At 64.2% G+C, this 2804-nt stretch carries 3 protein-coding genes and 1 tRNA gene; 3 read left to right on the top strand and 1 reads right to left on the bottom strand.

All coding sequences use genetic code 11. The features are described from left to right. The first annotated feature begins 139 nt into the window (after positions 1-139). From D2N39_RS22345 to D2N39_RS22335, 3 genes are all read left to right on the top strand, one after another. Positions 140-484, top strand: coding sequence for a hypothetical protein (locus D2N39_RS22345; protein WP_119136911.1), 345 nt, complete (start codon positions 140-142; stop codon positions 482-484). A gap of 196 nt (positions 485-680) precedes the next feature. Then, positions 681-1007, top strand: coding sequence for a hypothetical protein (locus D2N39_RS22340; RefSeq protein ID WP_119136910.1), 327 nt, complete (start codon positions 681-683; stop codon positions 1005-1007). After that, a complete protein-coding gene (locus D2N39_RS22335; protein ID WP_119136912.1) occupies positions 1004-2722 on the top strand; it encodes a recombinase family protein in 1719 nt (572 codons plus the stop codon). Before D2N39_RS22340 ends, D2N39_RS22335 begins: the two co-directional genes overlap by 4 nt. Here D2N39_RS22335 and D2N39_RS22330 read toward each other — a convergent pair. Continuing rightward, a tRNA-Met gene (locus tag D2N39_RS22330) sits at positions 2679-2755 on the bottom strand. The two genes, D2N39_RS22335 and D2N39_RS22330, sit on opposite strands and share 44 nt — an antisense overlap. Positions 2756-2804: the final 49 nt, after the last annotated feature.

The following is a 2804-nucleotide window of genomic DNA, read 5'->3' as shown; positions in this document are numbered from 1 at the left end:
CGGCCTCAACCGCTCCATCTGCTCTTCGGTCAGCCAGAAAAGATTGCTCATCGTCACCCCCGTCAGTTCGGATGCGTGAATCACGCAGCGACGGCGACTTCAAGCGAATCAATGGGTCCTGACCCTAGCGGAGGCCATCATGGCCAAGGACATTACGACGATTTCGAAGGCGATCGGGGGCAAAACGAAGCAAAGCCTTGCGACCTACAAGGCCAAACATCGCAAGTACAGCGCGGCCTCGGCGGAACGCAAGAAGGCGGCGGGTATGTGTAGGGTTTCGGTATGGGTTCCGGTCTGGGCCGCAGAAATCTTGAAGGGGTTCGCGAAGCGCCTGTGCGAGGGGCGCGCGCCCGATGACATCCGGGGCGCTCAGGCCGGAGAAGGGAAGATCGGCGGTCGCGGTTCCATCCCGCCCCGGCCGCGTAGGAAGCGGAAGACGATGCCGTGCGATGCGCGGCAGCTGGATCTCTTCGGTCCCGTGTGAACGGGTCCGGGTGGACGACAGCAGGCGGTTGTCCACATCTTTCGAGGTGGCCAACCTGTTTCGGCCGGGACGCCGGCAGGGGACGTAGACTATTCTTGTGATGCGGGCCGTGTGGCCCGTGGGGGCAGAAGCTCCATTCACACTTGTTCTTGAACGCTACCCAGAACCGGGGGCCGGAAAGGCAGGATGACCATGGATGACACGGAAGGCAGCTGCGCGGACGCAGCATGAGACGGGCGCGGCCCGGGAGGAGACGGAACAGGGAACCGGGCGCATGGCGCGCCCCGCCGAGAACGCCCGGGATACCAAGGAGCCTGGGCGGCGGCTTCAGAAGCGGGTCAGGCAGGATGGTCGGGCCGACCAGACTGGGACGCAGCCCGACGCGATGGGGACGATCTCAGCGGAACGGGCCCAATGGCTGGAGATGATCCGGGCCTTGGCGCGGGGGGCGGCGCAACTGGAGCATGCCGCGGCGCTGCGCCAGCGGCAGGTCGAAGCGAATGAGACGGGGGAACGGGAATGACGGGACAGTTGCGCGCAGCGATCTACGCCAGGTTTTCGACGGACATGCAGCGTGACGCCTCGATCGAAGACCAGATCCGGTCGTGCCGGGAATACGCGGCGCGGCAGGGACTGAAGGTGGTCGAGACCTATTCGGACCGGGCCGTGTCGGGCGCGAGCCTGATGCGCTCTGGGATGCAGAAGCTTCTGCGGGACGGGCGCAGCGGGCTGTTTGATGTGGTGATCAGCGAGGGCCTGGATCGCCTGAGCCGCAACCAGGCCGATATCGCCCAGATCTACCAGTCGCTCCTGTTCGCAGAAGTCATGATCGAGACGGTGTCGGAGGGCGCCATCAGCGAGATGCACATCGGCCTCAAGGGCACGATGAACGCGCTTTTTCTCAAGGATCTGGCCGTCAAAACCCACCGAGGCCTCAAGGGGAGGGCACTTGCTGGCAAGTCCGCCGGCGGTCTGACCTATGGCTATTCCGCCGTGCACCAGATCACCCCGAATGGCGATCCGATCCGGGGGGACAGGACGATTAACAATGGGGAAGCGGCCGTGGTGCGGCGCATCTTCCAGGACTACGCGAAGGGCATTTCGCCGAAGAAGATCGCCGAGGCGCTGAACGTCGAAGGCATCCCCGGCCCGCAGGGCGGCGAATGGGGCGCTTCGACCATTCACGGCAACCGCGAGAGGGGCACCGGTATCATCAATAATTCGGCCTACATCGGTCGCCAGATCTGGAACCGGTTGCGCTATGTGAAGGATCCGGCGACCGGCAAACGGGTTTCTCGTCTCAACCCGGAGAGCGACTGGGTAATCACCGAGGTGCCCGACCTCCGGATCATCGACGATGCCCTCTGGGAGAAGGTCCGGACCCGGCAGGGCGCGCTGAAGTCGAAGGAGACGGGTGTTCCGGTCTGGGACCGGCGGAGGCCCCGGACGTTGTTTTCGGGTCTGATGGAATGCGGCTGCTGCGGAGCGGGGTTCTCCAAGGTGCAGAAGGATTCGTTCGGCTGCTCGGCGGCCCGGAACAAGGGCAAGGCGATCTGCACGAACATGACGACCATAAAACAGAAGGATCTGGAAGCGCGGGTCCTCGACGCGCTGGCCCATCACCTGATGGACCCAGAGGCCGTTACGGCCTTCTGCGAGGCCTATACGGCGGAACGGAATCGACTCGCGTCAGCGGCCACCTCGACCCGCACGACGCTGGAGAAGGACCTCGCCACCACCAAACGCGACCATGGCAAACTGGTGGACGCGATCATCGCCGGAGTTCCTGCGGACCAGGTGAAGGACAAGATGATCGCTCTGGACGCGCGGCGGAAGGAACTGGAAGGGCAGTTGGCTCAAGCCGACTCCTCCGCTGCCCCGGTCCGGCTGCACCCGAAGATGTCCGAGACTTACCGGGAGCGGGTCGCAGCCCTGATCCGGGGCCTCGCCGACAGCGAGGGAATGGAAGAAGCCCGGGAAGCGATCCGGGGGCTGATCGAGAAGATCGTGCTGACCCCGCGCGCGGACGGGAGTGGTCTGACGGTGGACCTTCACGGCGCGCTGGCGAGCCTGCTGCTCCTGGCCACGGGCGCCCCGGTTCACCGGATAGCCCGAATGGCGGCGGGCGGCCAAAACGACAAAAGCTCCGCGGGAGCGGAGCTTCAAGGTGTTGATATGATTGACAAATCAGTGTTGGTTGCGGGGGCAGGATTTGAACCTGCGGCCTTCAGGTTATGAGCCTGACGAGCTACCGGGCTGCTCCACCCCGCGACAGGGTGTTTTTTGTATCGTTGACGGGTCTTTTCTAGGTTTGGCGGTG

The sequence above is a fragment of the Gemmobacter lutimaris genome, assembly GCF_003570715.1.
Taxonomy (GTDB): domain Bacteria; phylum Pseudomonadota; class Alphaproteobacteria; order Rhodobacterales; family Rhodobacteraceae; genus Gemmobacter; species Gemmobacter lutimaris.
The sequence above is the reverse complement of the archived record's forward strand: the minus strand, read 5'-3'. Positions and strand labels throughout refer to the sequence as shown.

What these genes read in the sequence shown, in the direction of transcription:
- D2N39_RS22340 (WP_119136910.1), top strand. Translation starts at nt 681, where the DNA reads ATGACACGGAAGGCAGCTGCGCGGACGCAGCATGAGACGGGCGCGGCC.
- D2N39_RS22335 (WP_119136912.1), top strand. Translation starts at nt 1,004, where the DNA reads ATGACGGGACAGTTGCGCGCAGCGATCTACGCCAGGTTTTCGACGGAC.
- D2N39_RS22345 (WP_119136911.1), top strand. Translation starts at nt 140, where the DNA reads ATGGCCAAGGACATTACGACGATTTCGAAGGCGATCGGGGGCAAAACG.